The organism is Roseateles violae (assembly GCF_030410485.1).
GTDB lineage: Bacteria > Pseudomonadota > Gammaproteobacteria > Burkholderiales > Burkholderiaceae_C > Roseateles_D > Roseateles_D violae.
Window position 1 is genome coordinate 45,696 of the sequence record NZ_JAUHHC010000006.1, and the last position, 14,210, is coordinate 59,905.

General features: G+C 70.5%; 14 protein-coding genes. 10 read left to right on the plus strand and 4 right to left on the minus strand.

Annotated features, from left to right (window positions below):
• Positions 1 to 72 precede the first annotated feature (72 nt).
• From QWJ38_RS20805 to QWJ38_RS20815, 3 genes are all read left to right on the plus strand, one after another.
• Complete coding sequence (locus QWJ38_RS20805; protein WP_290361056.1) at positions 73 to 1,290, plus strand: helix-turn-helix domain-containing protein; 1,218 nt, start codon at positions 73 to 75, stop codon at positions 1,288 to 1,290.
• A 45-nt stretch (positions 1,291 to 1,335) separates the two neighbouring features.
• Positions 1,336 to 2,013 (plus strand): NHL repeat-containing protein, encoded by a 678-nt coding sequence (locus tag QWJ38_RS20810; RefSeq protein ID WP_290361057.1) that lies wholly within the window; start codon positions 1,336 to 1,338, stop codon positions 2,011 to 2,013.
• A gap of 96 nt (positions 2,014 to 2,109) precedes the next feature.
• Positions 2,110 to 2,883: a DUF899 domain-containing protein gene (locus QWJ38_RS20815; RefSeq protein WP_290361058.1), complete on the plus strand. Its 774-nt coding sequence runs from the start codon at positions 2,110 to 2,112 to the stop codon at positions 2,881 to 2,883.
• 496 nt (positions 2,884 to 3,379) lie between these two features.
• On the opposite strand, the gene QWJ38_RS20820 is transcribed toward QWJ38_RS20815, so the two are convergent.
• From QWJ38_RS20820 to QWJ38_RS20835, 4 genes are read right to left on the minus strand one after another with little or no spacing between them, the layout of a single operon-like run.
• The gene (locus tag QWJ38_RS20820) at positions 3,380 to 4,612 is read right to left on the minus strand and encodes a M20/M25/M40 family metallo-hydrolase (protein ID WP_290361059.1); all 1,233 of its coding nucleotides are present in this window, start codon (positions 4,610 to 4,612) and stop codon (positions 3,380 to 3,382) included.
• Positions 4,609 to 6,381, minus strand: a complete 1,773-nt coding sequence (gene uraD / locus QWJ38_RS20825) for a 2-oxo-4-hydroxy-4-carboxy-5-ureidoimidazoline decarboxylase (RefSeq protein ID WP_290361060.1) — start codon at positions 6,379 to 6,381, stop codon at positions 4,609 to 4,611. Before uraD ends, QWJ38_RS20820 begins: the two co-directional genes overlap by 4 nt.
• 5 nt (positions 6,382 to 6,386) lie before the next feature.
• Positions 6,387 to 7,340, minus strand: coding sequence for an allantoinase PuuE (gene puuE / locus QWJ38_RS20830; RefSeq protein ID WP_290361061.1), 954 nt, complete (start codon positions 7,338 to 7,340; stop codon positions 6,387 to 6,389).
• On the minus strand, positions 7,337 to 8,017 hold the full coding sequence (locus QWJ38_RS20835; RefSeq protein ID WP_290361062.1) for a GntR family transcriptional regulator: 681 nt from the start codon (positions 8,015 to 8,017) through the stop codon (positions 7,337 to 7,339). The genes puuE and QWJ38_RS20835 overlap by 4 nt, the downstream gene beginning before the upstream one ends.
• A gap of 46 nt (positions 8,018 to 8,063) precedes the next feature.
• Here QWJ38_RS20835 and uraH point away from each other — a divergent pair, with 46 nt between their 5' ends.
• The 7 genes from uraH to QWJ38_RS20870 all read left to right on the plus strand — a co-directional run bounded on the left by uraH (position 8,064) and on the right by QWJ38_RS20870 (position 14,175).
• Entirely contained in the window at positions 8,064 to 8,426 is a 363-nt protein-coding gene (gene uraH / locus QWJ38_RS20840; protein ID WP_290361063.1) for a hydroxyisourate hydrolase, read from the plus strand.
• 155 nt (positions 8,427 to 8,581) lie between these two features.
• Positions 8,582 to 9,391 (plus strand): xanthine dehydrogenase accessory protein XdhC, encoded by an 810-nt coding sequence (gene xdhC / locus QWJ38_RS20845; protein ID WP_290361064.1) that lies wholly within the window; start codon positions 8,582 to 8,584, stop codon positions 9,389 to 9,391.
• An 85-nt stretch (positions 9,392 to 9,476) separates the two neighbouring features.
• Positions 9,477 to 10,709 (plus strand): glycerophosphodiester phosphodiesterase, encoded by a 1,233-nt coding sequence (locus tag QWJ38_RS20850; protein ID WP_290361065.1) that lies wholly within the window; start codon positions 9,477 to 9,479, stop codon positions 10,707 to 10,709.
• 113 nt (positions 10,710 to 10,822) lie between these two features.
• A complete protein-coding gene (locus tag QWJ38_RS20855; RefSeq protein ID WP_290361066.1) occupies positions 10,823 to 11,269 on the plus strand; it encodes an SRPBCC family protein in 447 nt (148 codons plus the stop codon).
• A gap of 40 nt (positions 11,270 to 11,309) precedes the next feature.
• The gene (locus QWJ38_RS20860) at positions 11,310 to 12,023 is read left to right on the plus strand and encodes a glutathione binding-like protein (protein ID WP_290361067.1); all 714 of its coding nucleotides are present in this window, start codon (positions 11,310 to 11,312) and stop codon (positions 12,021 to 12,023) included.
• Positions 12,024 to 12,141: 118 nt separating this feature from the next.
• Positions 12,142 to 13,326 carry a urate hydroxylase PuuD gene (locus tag QWJ38_RS20865; RefSeq protein ID WP_290361068.1) on the plus strand — a complete coding sequence of 395 codons (1,185 nt, stop codon included), beginning with the start codon at positions 12,142 to 12,144 and terminating at the stop codon, positions 13,324 to 13,326.
• A gap of 66 nt (positions 13,327 to 13,392) precedes the next feature.
• A complete protein-coding gene (locus tag QWJ38_RS20870; protein ID WP_290361069.1) occupies positions 13,393 to 14,175 on the plus strand; it encodes a FadR/GntR family transcriptional regulator in 783 nt (260 codons plus the stop codon).
• The last annotated feature ends 35 nt before the right edge of the window (positions 14,176 to 14,210 follow it).

Sequence of the window (14,210 nt, forward strand, 5' to 3'; positions counted from 1 at the left end):
CGTCCTTCTACGACGAGCACCGGCGCGCGTCCATCCCTGGCTTGCCGGTCCGGCCGGCCCTAGGATGGCGCGATGGATTCGATGATCGCCGCCGCGGCCCGCGCGCTGGCCGTCGGCGATGCGCTGGCGGCGCTGAAGCGCGTCGGCCTGCGCGAGGATCCGCCGGCCGTGGCGCTGCGCGGCATCGCGATGGCCCAGCTGGGAGAGCTGGGGCGTGCCCGCGAGCTGCTGCGCCGCGCCGCGCGCGGCTTCGGTGCGCACGAGGAGCTGGCGCGGGCGCGCTGCCGGGTCGCCGAGGCCGAGGTGGCGCTGGCGATGCGCGAGGAGCTGGGCGGCTCGCCGCGCCCGCTGGACGCCGCCGCGGCGCTGCTGGCCGCCCGCGGCGACCGCGCCAATGCGCTGCAGGCGCGGCTGATCGGCCTGCGCCGCCTGCTGCTGCTGGGGCGCCTGGACGAGGCCGCCGCGGCACTCGCCACGATCGATGCCCGCGGTCTGCCGCCGGCCTTGGCGGCCGTCGCGGCGCTGGCCACGGCCGAGCTGGCGCAGCGCTCGCTGCGCAGCGCGGCGGCGCGGGCCGCCTTGGCCGAGGCCCGCGCCGCCGCCGAGCGCGCCGGCGTGCCGGCGCTGATCGCCGAGGTCGAGGAGGCGCGACAGGCGCTGCTTCGGCCGGCGGCGCGGCGCCTGCTGGCCGGTGCGGAGCCGGCCCTGCTGCGGCTGGACGAGGTCGAGGCGCTGCTGGCCTCGGGCGCCTTGCTCGTCGATGCCTGCCGCCACGGCCTGCGCGCCGGCGAACAGTGGCTGCCGCTGGCGCGGCGGCCGCTGCTGTTCGCGCTCTTGCGCGCGCTGGCCGAGGCCTGGCCCGGCGATGTCGAGCGCGGCGAGCTGATCCTGCGCCTGTTCCGCCTGCGCGAGCCGGAGGACTCGCACCGCGCGCGGCTGCGGGTCGAGATCGGGCGCCTGCGCGCGCTAATCGCGCCGCTGGCGGACATCGCGGCCAGCCCGCGCGGCTACGCGCTACGGCCGCGCTCGGGCGAGCTCATCGTGCTGGCGCCGCCGGTCGAGGGCGAGCAGGGCGCGCTGCTGGCCCTGCTGGCCGACGGCGCGGCCTGGTCGACCTCGGCCCTGGCCCTGGCACTCGCCGCCAGCCAGCGCAGCGTGCAGCGCGCGCTGGCGGAACTGCAGGCGCAGCGGCGGGTGCGCTCGGTCGGCCGCGGGCGCGCGCAGCGCTGGCTGGCGCCGGCCGGATTCACGACGATCTTGTTACTCCCGGGCGCGCTGGCGTCCGGCTAAATTGTGTTCACGGCGCCGCTGCCTGGTGCCGACAAGGACCCCGCGATGAGCAGCAAGAACGAGTCCCCCTCGACGCCGGCGCCGGTGCAGCAGGCCGAGATCGTGCGCGAATACGGCCCCTTCGAGGGCGCGGCGAAGATCGCCGGCATCACGCACGACGGCCAGCGCGTCTGGGCCGCCACCGGCGAGCGCCTGCTGGCCTTCGATCCGGCCAGCGGCGAGCCGCTGCGCAGCCTGGAGCGGCCCTGCGACGCCGGCACCGCCTTCGACGGCCGGCATCTCTACCAGATCGCCGAGGCCCGCATCGACAAGATCGACCCGGCCAGCGGCGCCGTGCTGGCCTCGATCCCGGCGCCGGGGCAGGGCGGCGATTCGGGCCTGGCCTGGGCCGAGGGCAGCCTCTGGGTCGGCCATTACCGCGAGCGCCGCATCTACCAGATCGACCCGGCCAGCGGCGCAATCCTGCGCACGATCGCGTCCAACCGCTTCGTCACCGGCGTCAGCTGGGTCGACGGCGAGCTCTGGCACGGAACCTGGGAGGGCGAGGAGAGCGAGCTGCGCCATATCGATGCGGACAGCGGCGCGGTGCTGCAGCGGCTGGCGATGCCGGCCGGCGCCTTCGTCAGCGGCCTGGAGTCCGACGGCGCGGAGCTCTTCTACTGCGGCGGCGGCGCCAGCGGCAAGGTCCGCGCGGTGCGACGGCCGCGCAAGGCCGCGGCCTAACTCCATCAATTCATTGACCCGTCCCGGCGCGCGCGGGCCGCGCCGCCGTGGATCACTGCGCCTTTTTTTCAACCCCACGAGCAAGGAGCTGAACCGATGAGCACCGCCACTAGCACCTCCGATTCCCACCCGGTCGTCTCGCCCGAGCGCTGGCTGGCCGAGCGCCGCCGCCTGCTGGCGCGCGAGAAGGAGCTGACCCGGCTCGGCGACGAGCTGGCCCGCGAGCGCCGCGCGCTGCCCTGGCGGCGCGTCGACAAGCGCTATCTCTTCGACACGCCCGAGGGCGAGCGCGGCCTGGACCAGCTCTTCGACGGCCGCCGCCAGCTGCTGGTCCAGCATTTCATGTTCGCGCCCGGCTGGGAGCAGGGCTGCAAGAGCTGCTCCTTCATGGCCGACCATATCGACGGCGCCCGCGCCCATCTGGCGCAGCGCGATCTGAGCTTCCTGGCCGTCTCGCGCGCGCCGCTGGCCGAGATCGAGCGCTTTCGCCAGCGCATGGGCTGGCGGTTCCGCTGGGTGTCCTCCCAGCACAGCGATTTCAATTACGACTTCGGCGTCTCCTTCACGCCGCAGCAGCGCGCCGAGGGTGCCGTGCCCTACAACTATGTGCGGCAGCCCTTCCCGCACGAGGAGGCGCCCGGCCTCAGCGTCTTCTACCGCGAGGCGGACGGCAGCGTCTTCCACTGCTATTCCAGCTATGGCCGTGGCGTCGAGGTGATGATGGGCACCTATCCGCTGCTGGACCTGGCGCCCAAGGGCCGCGACGAGCAGGCGCTGGCCTACAGCATGGAATGGGTGCGGCATCACGACCGCTATGACGCCCCGGCCTCGACCCCGGCCGCGGGCGGCTGCTGCGCGGCCCAGCGCTGAGGCGATCCGCCATGGCCGCCGACATCGGTCCCTGGCCCTGGCTGGCGCTGGCCGGCCTCGGCGCCCTGCATGGCCTGAACCCGGCCAGCGGCTGGCTGTTCTGCGCGATCGATGGCCGGGGTCGCGGCCTGCTGGCGCTGGCCGGTGGCCATCTGGCCTCGATCGCGCTGGTGGCCGCTGTGTTCCCCATGGGCCTGAATCCGGACCGCCGGCTGCTTTATGCGCTCGGTGCCGCCTTGCTGATCGCCATGCTGTGGCTGCGGCGCCGAAGGAGCGGCGGCAGCGGCTGGCTGGTCGGGCTGGGCGCGCTGCTGGGCGGCTGCACGCAGGGCAGCGGCATGCTGCTGCTGCCGGCCCTGCTGCCGCTATGCCTGGGCGAGGGGCCGGCACGCCAGATCACCGCCTCCGGTTCGCTGGCGCTGGGGCTGGCGGCGCTGGCCGTGCACATGGCCGCGATGCTGGCGACGGCCGGTCTGCTCGCGCGGACCCTGGGCCGCTATTTGCGCAGCAGATCGAGCAGCGTCCGCGCGACGACCTGGGTCGCGCGGCGCAGATCGTCGAGGACCAGATGCTCGTCGGCGCGCTTGGCCTGGCTTTCCAGCACCGTGCGCGGGCCGGCGCCATAGATGGCCGCCGGGATGCCCTGCTCGCCATAAAGCCGCACATCGGTGTACAGCGGCGTGCCCGAGGTCGGGATGGGTTCGCCGAACACCGCCTCGCCATGTCTTTGCAGCGCCTCGACCAACGCTTGGTTGCCGGGCAGCGGCTGCAGCGCGCGGGCCAGCAGCAGGCGCTTGATCTCGACCGTGATGCCGGGGCAGCTTGCGGCGGCTGCGGCGATCGCCGCGCGGACTTGGGTCTCGACGACGGCCGGGTCTTCCTCGGGAATCATCCGCCGGTCGAGCTTGAACACCACCTTGCCGGGCACGACATTGGTATTGCTGCCGCCCTCGATGCGGCCGACGTTCAGGTAGGGGTGCTTGATGCCCTCGACCCGGCTGCTGATCTTCTTGTATTCGAGGTTCTGCGCGTACAGCGCATTCAGGATCGCCACCGCGCCCTGCAGCGCATCGACGCCGGTGTCGGGGATGGCCGCATGCGCCATCTTTCCATGCACCGTCACCTCCAGCTGCAGGCAGCCGTTGTGGGCGGTGACGACCTGGTAGCTGAAGCCGGCGGCCAGCAGCAGATCGGGCTGGGTGAGGCGCTTCTTCAGGAGCCAGCCCGGGCCCAGCTCGCCGCCGAATTCCTCGTCATAGGTGAAATGCAGCTCGACCCCGCCCTGCAGCGGCAGGCCCAGCGCTTCCAGCGCGCGCAGCGCAAAGGTGTAGGTCGCGAAATCGCTCTTGCTGACGGCGGCGGCGCGGCCGTAGAGCTTGCCGTCGACGATCTCGCCGCTGTAGGGGCCGTGGGTCCAGCCCTCGCCCGGCGGCACGACATCGCCATGCGCGTTCAGCGCGATCACCGGCCCGCCCTCGCCATAGCGGCGGCGCACGATCAGATTGGTGATCGACTGCATGCCCTGGGCCTGGACCTCGGCGGCCGGCACCGGATAGGCGTCGGCGGGCAGGTCCATCGCGGCCAGGAGGCGCGCGGTCAGTTCCGCATGCGGCGCGTTGTCGCCGGGCGGCGTGTCGGTCGGCTGGCGGACCAGGGCCTGCAGAAAGCCGATCTGCTCGTCGAAATGCGCGGCGATCCAGGCATCGAGCTGTTCGTAGGCGTGACTCATAGCGACTCCAGCAGCGCCTGAAAGGCCTGCACGCAGAGCTGGGCGTCATCGTTGGTGATGGACTCCAGCGGGTTGTGGCTGATCCCCGAGTTCTGGCCGCGCAGGAACAGCATGGCCTGCGGCATGGCTTCAAACAGCTTCATCGCGTCGTGGCCGGCCCCCGAGGGCATGCGGAAGACCGGCAGGCCCAGGCCCTCGACGACCGCCTCCCAGCGCCGCTGCCAGGCCGGGTCGCTGGGCGCGGCCGAGGCCTTCTCGGTCGGCGTCAGCTGGAAGCTCAGGCCGCGGCGCTCGCAGATGCGCGCCAGCTCGGCCTGCACATCGGCGTCCAGCGCATCGCGCGCCGCATTCGTCGTCGCGCGCAGGTCGAGGCTGAAGCGGCAGCGGCCGGGCACGACATTGATCGAGCCGGCCGGCACCTCCAGCATGCCGACGGTGCCGACGACATCGGGCACGGCCGCGGCGCGCTTTTCCACGAAGAGGATCAGCTCGGCCACGGCGGCCGCGGCGTCGCGGCGCCGGTCCATCGGCGTCGTGCCGGCATGCGAGGCCATGCCCTGGACCTCGCCGACATGGCGGACGCTGCCGTTGATGGAGGTCACGATGCCCAGCGGCAGGTCCAGCTCGTTGAGCACCGGGCCCTGCTCGATATGGACCTCGACGAAGCCGCGGTAGCGCGCCGGCTCGCGCTGCAGCGCCTTGATTGCGTCCAGCGTCGCCGGCAGACCGGCCGCGCGCATGGCCTCGGCCATGCTGATGCCGTCGGCATCCTGCTGCGCGAGCCACTCGGGCTTGAAGCGGCCGATCAAGGCGCCGGAGCCGAGAAAGGTCGCCTTGTAGCGCTGGCCTTCCTCCTCGGCAAAGGCGACGACCTCGATGCCAAAGGGAAGGCGGCGGCCGGCGCGCTGCAGCTCGCGCACGCAGATCATCGGCACCAGAATGCCCAACCGCCCGTCGTACTTGCCGGCATTGCGCACGGTGTCGTAATGGCTGCCGGTGAGCAGGCGCGGCGCATCGGTGTCGCTGCCGTGGTAGACGCCCACGACATTGCCGACCGCGTCGATGCCGACCTCGTCGAAGCCGCAGTCCTCGCGCATCCAGGCGGCCAGCTGCGCGGCGACCGCGCGATGCGCGTCGGTCAGATAGGTGACGGTCAGCTGCCCCTGTTCCTTGAAGCCGGGGTCCGAATGGACGGCCAGCTGCTCGGCCCAGTCCCAGACCCGATTGCCCAGCACCGGCTCGACGCCGAACTTGTCGTTCAGGCGGATCTCGGCGATGCGGTGGATCTGGCGCAGGCATTCGGCGCGCTCGAAGTCCGGATGGCCCGTCAGGCGCCGTGCGAAGCTGTCGATGATCTCCGCGCGCGTCAGGCCCAGGCCGCGCGGGCCGCGCACGGCGAGGATGAAGGGCCAGCCGAACTTGGCCTTGTAGTCGGCGTTCAGTTGCTGGATGCGCGCGAACTCCTCGGGCGTGCAATCGGTCAGCCCGGCCTTGCTCTGCTCGTTGGTCGACTCGGCCGTCAGCGTCTTCGCCACCATGGCCTTGCCGGCCAGCTCCGGGTGCGCGCGGATCAGGCCCAGCTGCTCCTCGCGCCGGGCCTCGCGCACGACGCGGGCCAGCGCATGCTTGAGCTGCGCGAGGCTGTCAAAACCGGCGGGAGGCCGTGCGGCGGCGGCTCGTTCGGCGATCCAGGGCGAATGCTCGTAGACGCCGTCCAGCAGGCGCACGAAGCCCGCCGCATCGGCCCGGTTCAGATCATCCAGCGTCATGGCGCTCACTCCCAGACAAAGGCGGTCCTGGCATCGAAGGGATGGGTGGCGCGCCAATGCCGCGCGATGTCCACCCGCTTGCAGATCCAGACCCGGTCGTGCTTCTCGATGTGGTCGAGGAAGCGCTGCAGCGCGCGCATGCGGCCGGGCCGGCCCAAGAGCCGGCAGTGCATGCCGATGCTCATCATCTTCGGCGCGTCGGCGCCTTCGGCATAGAGCACATCGAAGCTGTCGCGCAGATAGTCGAAGAACTCGTCGCCATGCGAAAAGCCCTGCGGCAGCGCGAAGCGCATATCGTTGCAGTCCAGCGTGTAGGGCACGACCAGATGCGGGCTGAGCGCGCCGTCGCTCTTCCTCACCTGCAGCCAGAAGGGCAGGTCGTCGCCGTAGTAGTCGCTGTCGTAGTCGAAGCCGCCCTGCTCGGCGACCAGGCGGCGGGTGTTGGGGCTGTCGCGGCCGGTGTACCAGCCGGTCGGGCGAGCCAGGGTCAGGCGCTGGATGGTGGCGATCGCGCGCTGCATATGCTCGCGCTCGGTGGCCTCGTCGACGTTCTGGTAGTGGATCCAGCGCAGGCCGTGGCAGGCGATCTCGTGATCGAGCTCGACGAAGGCCTGGGTCAGCTCCGGATGCCGCTCCAGCGCCATCGCGACGCCGAACACGGTCAGCGGCAGCGCGCGCTTCTCGAACTCGCGCAGGAGCCGCCAGACGCCGACCCGCGAGCCGTACTCGTAAATGCCCTCCATGCTCAGATGCCGGGCCGGGTAGGCGGCCGGGTTGAACATCTCGGACAGGAACTGCTCGCTGCCGGCATCGCCGTGCAGCACCGAGTTCTCGCCACCTTCCTCGTAGTTCAGCACGAACTGCACGGCGATGCGGGTCTGGCCCGGCCACTGCGCCTGCGGCGGGTTCTCGCCATAGCCGATCAGGTCGCGCGGATAGCGGGGTGGGGTGTCGCTCATGATGTCGTCAGCGCCTCGGCGAGGTCCTGGATGCGCGGCTTCAGCCGCAGATTGGCCTCGACATTGCCGAGGTGCTGTTCGAGCAGCTCGAGCGCCGCCTTCGCATCGCCGCGCGCCAGCGCGTCGACGATGGCGGCATGCTCCCGCTGCGATTCGTCGGCCGAATGCGAGCTCTGGTACATCAGCGAGATCAGCGAGCTGCGCGAGAGCAGATCGCCAAGCAGCTGGGCCAGCACCTCGTTGCCCTGCATGCGCGCCAGCAGCACATGGAAGTCGGCCAGCAGCCGCGTGCGGCCCGAGACGTCGCTGCGCGCGATCGCCTCGCGCTCGGCGCGCAGATGGGCGCGCAGCTCGGCCAGCTGCCCGGCCGTGATCGTCCGGGCCAGGCGGGCCAGCATCGCCGCCTCCAGCATCTGCCGCACCTCGAAGACCTGGCGCGCCTCCTCGACACTGGGCTCGGCGACGAAGGCGCCGCGCGCCGGCGTCAGGGTGACGAGCCGATCGCGGCTGAGCTGGTTCAGCGCCTGGCGCACCAGCGTGCGCGAGACCTTGAAGATGTCGGCCAGCTTCTGCTCGGCCAGCTTGGTGCCCGGCATCAGGCGCCGCTCGACGATGGCCTGCGTGATCGCGGCGGCGATGCGCTCGGTCGCGGAGGCGGGGGCTTGCTTGGCTGGCATTGTGTGCCGAAGTGTATACACTTTGCCTGAACCGGAGATCACCACAATGGGCAAGCTGACCACACATGTGCTGGACACGATGCAGGGCCGACCGGCCGCCGGCATGGCCGTGCGCCTGTACCGGCTGGACGGACTCGACGGGCACAAGGTGGAGGCGATCAAGTCGCTGCTGCTGAATGCCGACGGTCGCGCCGATGCGCCGCTGCTCGAAGGCCCGGCGCTGGAGCCGGGCCGCTACCGCTTGGTCTTCGGCGTGGCCGACTATTTCCGGGGCTGCGGCGTCGAGCTGCCCGAGCCGCCCTTTCTGGACGAGGTGCCGCTGGACTTCGGCATTGCCGACGAGTCCGCGCATTACCACGTGCCGCTGCTGGCCAGCCCCTGGAGCTACTCGACCTACCGGGGCAGCTGACATGATGCCTCTCGTCCAGCGCGTACGCTGGCCGGTCCCCCGAGGGGACGGCGATGCTTGCCGGATCGACCGGCAAGCACATCGCCATGGCGGGCCGGCTTGGGGCGGCCCGGCGCTCGACCCGCCGCGGCCTCAATACTTCGTGGCGATCCGCCATGCGTGACTGGCAACGGCTGCAAGAAGTTCTGGCTCAGGAAGGCCGGGCGCTGCTAGTGACGGTGGACCGGGTCGAGGGCAGCGGGCCGCGTGAGGTCGGTGCCTGGATGGCGGTGACGCAGCCGCGGCGGTGTATCGGCACGATAGGCGGCGGCCGGCTCGAGTTCGATGCGATGGAGCAGGCACGCGCGGATCTGGAGCGCGGCGCCGTCAGCCAGGCCCTGCGGCGCTATGCCCTGGGGCCGAGCCTGGGCCAATGCTGCGGCGGCGTCGTCCATCTGCGCTACGAGCTGCTGGGCCGCGAGGACATCGCCGGCCTGCGCGAACGCCTGGCGCAGGAGGGATCTCGGCAGCCGGTGGCGCTGTTCGGCGGCGGCCATGTCGGCGCGGCGATCGTCGAGCTGCTGGGCCGGCTGCCGCTGAGCGTGCGCTGGATCGACAGCCGCGACGGGATCTTTCCCGAGGCGCTGCCCGACAACGTCGTCGCCGAGCACTCGGACCCGGTCCAGGCAGCCGTGCAAGACCTGGCCCCGGGTTCGAAGCTGCTGATCATGAGCTTCAGCCACGCGGAGGACCTGGACATCGTCGCCGCCTGCCTGCGGCGCCAGCGCGAACGCGGCGATCTGCCCTTCATCGGCCTGATCGGCAGCAAGAGCAAATGGGCGGCCTTCCGGAACCGGCTCGAGGCGCGCGGCTTCTCGGCCGAGGAACTGGCCCGGGTCACCAGCCCGATCGGCCTGCCCGGCATCGCCGGCAAGCAGCCCGCGGTGATCGCAGTGGCCGTCGCGGCCCAGCTCCTGATGGATTAGGGGGTGAGGAGCGTCGCCTGCTTTGGTTTCTTGATTCTGTCACGGAGCACGCAAACACTTGGGGACCACCTTACAAGGAGACCCCATGAGCAAGAAGAACGCCCCGCTGCTCACCACGCTCGCGGCCGCGCTGGCCCTCGCCGCCACCGCCCTGCCGGCGCAGGCCTGGAACACGCTGGACGGCAAGGCGCCGCTGGTGATCGCCCACCGCGGCGCCTCCGGCTATCTGCCCGAGCACACGCTGGAGGGCTATGCCAAGGCGATCGAGCTGGGTGCCAACTACATCGAGCCCGATCTGGTGATGACCAAGGACGGCGTGCTGGTCGCCCGCCACGAGCCGATGATAGGCGCGACGACCAATGTGGCCAGCATCGCCGCCTTTGCCGGCCGCAAGACCACCAAGACCGTCGACGGCGTGCAGACGACCGACTGGTTCGTCGAGGACTTCACCCTGGCCGAGCTGAAGACCCTGCGCGCGGTCCAGCCGCGCGCGAACCGCTCGCAGGCCTATAACGGCCTGTTCGAGATCCCGACCCTGGACGAGGTGATCGCGCTGGCCAAGGCCAAGAGCGTCGAGACCGGCCGCCAGATCGGCATCTATCCGGAGCTCAAGCACTCGACCTATATGTCCGGCGTCGCCCAGAGCCTGGGCCTGTCCAAGACCTATTTCGAGGACAAGCTGGTCAGCACCCTGCACGCGGCCTATGGCAACACGGGCAGTGCGCCGGTCTTCATCCAGAGCTTCGAGGTCTCGAACCTGCAGTACCTGAACACCAAGACCGACATCAAGCTGGTGCAGCTGGTCGATGCCGACGATGTGAAGCCGGACGGCTCGCTGTCCCTGGTCGCGCCCTATGACCGGCCCTTCGACGTCGCCGCGCGCGGCGGCAAGCTGAGCTTTGCCGACATCGTCAGCGACGTCGGCCTGTCCTTCGTCGCCACCTATGCCGATGGCGTCGGGCCCTGGAAGCCCTATCTGCTGAAGACGGTGGCCGACGGTGTCGACCGCAACGGCGACGGCCAGATCACCGGCGCCGACCGCCGGGTCGTCGGCAGCACCGGCGTCATCGAGGCGGCCCACCAGCGCGGCCTTTTCGTCCACACCTGGACCTTCCGCAACGATGCCGGCATCCTCGGCTATGCCAACGGCCAGGCCGAGATCGAGGCCTATCTGCGCCTGGGCGTCGACGGCGTGTTCACCGACTTCGCCGATACTGGCGTCGCCGCCGTCTCGGCGGTGCCGGAGCCCGAGCGCTATGCGCTGATGCTGGGCGGCCTGGGCCTGCTGGCGCTGATGCGGCGGCGCTGGATGCGCTGAGCCGGAAGAGTCCCGGGGACTTGAGGCGGGCCGATTCGGCCCGCCTTGCACATGGGCGGACGCAATCGCAGAGAATCGCCCGACCCGTAAGCATCCCCACAAGGAGACCGCCCATGCCCACCGGAACCGTCCGCCTGCATCGCGTGCTGCGCGCGCCGCCCGAGCGCGTCTATCGCGCCTTCCTGACGCCCGACGCCATGGCCCGCTGGCTGCCGCCCTTCGGCTTCACCGGCAGCGTCCATCAGATGGACGCCCGGGTCGGCGGCGGCTATCGCATGTCCTTCACCAACTTCTCCACCGGCCACAGCCACAGCTTCGGCGGCAGCTACCGCGAGCTGGTGCCGAACGAACGACTGCGCTACACGGCCAGTTTCGATGACGTCAATCTGCCGGGCGAGATGCAGACCACGGTGGAGCTGAAGCAGGTGTCCTGCGGCACCGAGATCAGCGTGGTGCAGGAGGGCATCCCCGAGATGATACCGACCGAGATGTGCTATCTCGGCTGGCAGGAGTCGCTCGTGCAGCTGGCGCAGCTGGTCGAGCCGGATATCCCGGGCTGAGCTTCTTCTTCCTTACTTTCTTCCATCCGTTCATCGCTTCATGACCGATCTGTCCGCCTTCGCCATCACCCAGAAATGGCCCGCCCAGCACCCCGATCGCCTTCAACTCTATTCGCTGCCGACGCCCAACGGCGTCAAGGTCTCCATCTTTCTGGAGGAGACCGGCCTGCCCTATGAGCCGCATCTGGTGCGCTTCGACAGCAACGACCAGCTCTCGCCGGCGTTTCTGTCGCTGAACCCGAACAACAAGATCCCGGCCATCGTCGACCCGAACGGCCCCGGCGGCCGGCCGCTGCCGCTGTTCGAGTCGGGCGCGATCCTGCTCTATCTGGCCGAGAAGACGGGCCAGCTCTTGCCGCAAGACCCGGCCCTGCGCTATGAAACGATCCAGTGGCTGATGTTCCAGATGGGCGGCATCGGGCCGATGTTCGGCCAGCTCGGCTTCTTCCACAAATTCGCCGGCAAGGATTACGAGGACAAGCGCCCGCGTGACCGCTACGTCGCCGAGGCGCGGCGCCTGCTGGCCGTGCTCGACCGGCATCTGGCCGGCCGCGACTGGATCGTCGGCGACCAGTACACGATCGCCGACATCGCGAGCTTTCCCTGGATCAACAATCTGGTCGGCTTCTACGGCGCCGGGGAGCTGGTCGGCTTCGACGATTTCACCGAGGTGAAGCGGGTGCTGGAGAAGTTCCTGGCGCGGCCCGCGGTGCAGCGCGGGCTGAAGATTCCGCAGCGGCCGGCGGCCGCCTGAAGGGCTTCTCGCTACACTGCGCCACAAGTCGCAGCGGCGCCCGGCCCGGCCGGTCAGCGCGACATCCGCCGGTTCACAGTTGCGCCAGCCGTGGTGACCGGCCCATTTCCGAGTAAGCATGGAAAGCTATCTGCTCGACTGGGCCAATCTGCTGCTGCGCTGGCTGCATGTGATCGTCGCCATTGCCTGGATCGGCGCCTCCTTCTACTTCGTCTGGCTGGACAACCACCTGCTCAAGCCCGAGACGCCCGATCTGAAGGCCAAGGGCGTCGACGGCGAGCTCTGGGCCGTGCACGGCGGCGGCTTCTACAACCCGCAGAAGTACATGGTCGCGCCGGCGAACCTGCCCCAGCATCTGCACTGGTTTTACTGGGAGAGCTACTGGACCTGGATCAGCGGCGTCGCGCTGTTTGTGCTGCTGTACCTGGTCAATGCCGACAGTTTCCTGATCGACCGGCGCGTGCATGACTGGGGCTCGACGCCGGCGGCCGTCGGCGCCGCCCTCGGTTTTCTCGCCGCCGGCTGGCTGGCCTACGACCAGATCTGCCGCCGCTTCGGCCACACGAAGGATGGCAGCATCGGCAACGACGGCCTGGTGCTGGGCCTGATCGCCGTCTTCATCGGCTTCGCGGCCTGGGCCGCGGCCCAGCTGTTCGCCGGCCGCGCCGCCTTCCTGATCACCGGCGCGATGATCGCGACGATGATGAGCGCCAATGTGCTGTTCTGGATCATCCCGGGACAGCGGCAGGTGATCGCCGATATGCGCGCCGGCCGGGCCGTCGACCCCATCCACGGCCAGCGCGGCAAGCAGCGCAGCGTGCACAACACCTATTTCACCCTGCCGGTGCTGATCGCGATGCTGAGCAACCACTACGGCATGCTCTACAGCCATCCGCACAACTGGGCCGTGCTCTTGCTCTTGATGCTGACCGGCGCGCTGGTGCGGACCTTCTTCGTCAAACGACACAAGGGCGTCAATGCCTGGCCCCTGGTCGCGATCGTCCTGGCCCTGCTGGCCGTGCTGATCGTCTGGCTGGCCCCGGCGCCGGGACCGAAGCTCGCGGCCGCGCCGACCCTCGCGCAAGTGCAGGCCGTCGTCGAGCAGCGCTGCGTGATGTGCCACAACGCGCAGCTGGCGCAGAAGGGCGTGCAGCTGCACACGCCGGCCCTGATCGAGCAGAACGCACAGGCCTTGTACCAACAGGCGGTCCTGCAGAAGACCATGCCGCTCAACAACGCGACCGGCATCAGCGAGGAGGAGCGGGCGCTGCTGGGGCGCTGGTTCGAGGCCCGCCGGCGCTAGCCGGCCCGGCTTCGCAGGCGGCCGCGGCTTTGCGACAATGTCGTCATACAACCCGCCGCCCGCCTCATGACCCTCGCCCCCGCCGAATCGACGCCGACCTCCGCCCGCCGCCGCCCGAAGACCCTGGCCCTGGGCCTGGTCGAGGCCCTGGGCGATCGCATCCGCGACGGGCGCCTGGCGGTGGGCGACAAGCTGCCGACCGAGGCGGCCATCATGGCGGAGTTCGAGGTCAGCCGCACCGTCGTGCGCGAGGCGATCTCCAAGCTGCAGGCGGCCGGCCTGGTCGAGACGCGGCATGGCATCGGCACCTTCGTGCTGGGCCTGGGCGAGGGCGGGCCCTTCCGCATCGCGCCGGAGCAGATGGAGACGCTCAACGATGTGGTCGCGGTGCTGGAGCTGCGCATCGGCGTCGAGACCGAGGCGGCCGCGCTGGCGGCGCAGCGGCGCAGCGAGGCGCAACTGGCGGCCATGCGCGAGGCGCTCGCCGCCTTCACGGCCGCGATCGCGGCCGGCCGTGATGCGGTGGCGGCCGACTTCCAGTTCCATCTGGAGATCGCGCGTGCCACCGGCAATCCGCATTACGAGCAGCTGATGGCGACCCTGGGCGCGCCCAGCATCCCGCGCGCGCGCCTGGCCGCGCTGCCGCAGAGCGACACGGCCGAGCGCCAGGCCTATCTGAAGAAGGTCAATGCCGAGCACGAGAGCATCCTCGACGCCATCGCCGCCGGCGATGCCGAGGCGGCCCGCGCGGCCATGCGCACCCACCTGGCGAACAGCCGCGAGCGGCGCCGGCGCGCGGCGCTGAGCCTGCTCGGCGCGGGCGGCGCCACTGGCCGCAGCACCGAGTAGGGACATTCCTCGGCCGGGCTTGTCAGCGCCGAATT

Bases quoted from the DNA above. Each gene is read 5' to 3' on its own strand.
- QWJ38_RS20805 (WP_290361056.1), top strand. From the start codon at position 73: ATGGATTCGATGATCGCCGCCGCGGCCCGCGCGCTGGCCGTCGGCGAT.
- QWJ38_RS20810 (WP_290361057.1), top strand. From the start codon at position 1,336: ATGAGCAGCAAGAACGAGTCCCCCTCGACGCCGGCGCCGGTGCAGCAG.
- QWJ38_RS20815 (WP_290361058.1), top strand. From the start codon at position 2,110: ATGAGCACCGCCACTAGCACCTCCGATTCCCACCCGGTCGTCTCGCCC.
- QWJ38_RS20820 (WP_290361059.1), bottom strand. From the start codon at position 4,612: ATGAGTCACGCCTACGAACAGCTCGATGCCTGGATCGCCGCGCATTTC.
- uraD (WP_290361060.1), bottom strand. From the start codon at position 6,381: ATGACGCTGGATGATCTGAACCGGGCCGATGCGGCGGGCTTCGTGCGC.
- puuE (WP_290361061.1), bottom strand. From the start codon at position 7,340: ATGAGCGACACCCCACCCCGCTATCCGCGCGACCTGATCGGCTATGGC.
- QWJ38_RS20835 (WP_290361062.1), bottom strand. From the start codon at position 8,017: ATGCCAGCCAAGCAAGCCCCCGCCTCCGCGACCGAGCGCATCGCCGCC.
- uraH (WP_290361063.1), top strand. From the start codon at position 8,064: ATGGGCAAGCTGACCACACATGTGCTGGACACGATGCAGGGCCGACCG.
- xdhC (WP_290361064.1), top strand. From the start codon at position 8,582: ATGCGTGACTGGCAACGGCTGCAAGAAGTTCTGGCTCAGGAAGGCCGG.
- QWJ38_RS20850 (WP_290361065.1), top strand. From the start codon at position 9,477: ATGAGCAAGAAGAACGCCCCGCTGCTCACCACGCTCGCGGCCGCGCTG.
- QWJ38_RS20855 (WP_290361066.1), top strand. From the start codon at position 10,823: ATGCCCACCGGAACCGTCCGCCTGCATCGCGTGCTGCGCGCGCCGCCC.
- QWJ38_RS20860 (WP_290361067.1), top strand. From the start codon at position 11,310: ATGACCGATCTGTCCGCCTTCGCCATCACCCAGAAATGGCCCGCCCAG.
- QWJ38_RS20865 (WP_290361068.1), top strand. From the start codon at position 12,142: ATGGAAAGCTATCTGCTCGACTGGGCCAATCTGCTGCTGCGCTGGCTG.
- QWJ38_RS20870 (WP_290361069.1), top strand. From the start codon at position 13,393: ATGACCCTCGCCCCCGCCGAATCGACGCCGACCTCCGCCCGCCGCCGC.